Source organism: Oleiphilus sp. HI0132 (genome assembly GCF_001635845.1).
Window position 1 is genome coordinate 1 of sequence record NZ_LWGJ01000110.1, and the last position, 656, is coordinate 656.

Genomic DNA, 656 nt, shown 5'->3' on the forward strand with positions numbered 1-656 from the left:
CCAAAATTTACTTATATTCTACCCATTTAAAGTGCCAACCTGCTTAAAAAATCAACCCTAGCGTTTTAGCGTACAAATATAGGAGCACTAGATACTACCAACTAGGTAGACAAGATAAGTAAAGTAGTAAAAGTCAGCTTATACAAGAAAGAAAATAAAGGCGCCAACTGAACAGTTAGCGCCTGAAGGAAATATTAGACTCTAGCTCTTAGGGAAGACGGGATATTCTATGCCAGCCATTTGGTTGGCAATACGCACAACCTGCGCACTATAACCAAACTCGTTATCGTACCAAACATAAAGAACCAAACGCTTACCGCTTACGATAGTTGCATTCGAATCTACAATACCAGCACGACGTGAACCAACAAAGTCAGTTGAAACAACTTCATCTGAAGTCAGATAATCAATCTGCTTAGCCAAATCAGAATGCAGGGAAATATTACGCAAATAAGCATTCACATCTTCAACAGATGTAGCTTTTTCGATATTCAGATTTAGAATAGCCATTGAGACATTCGGAGTTGGAACACGAATCGCATTACCCGTCAAACGACCTTCCATCTTTGGAAGTGCCTTTGAAACAGCTTTTGCGGCACCTGTTTCAGTAATAACCATATTCAACGGAGCGCTACGACCACGACGACTACCTTTGT

At 40.2% G+C, this 656-nt stretch carries 1 pseudogene; it reads right to left on the reverse strand.

Annotation, left to right across the window (positions count from 1 at the left end):
• Positions 1 to 201 precede the first annotated feature (201 nt).
• Positions 202 to 656, reverse strand: a pseudogene (locus A3766_RS01365) (glyceraldehyde-3-phosphate dehydrogenase); the annotation flags it as partial.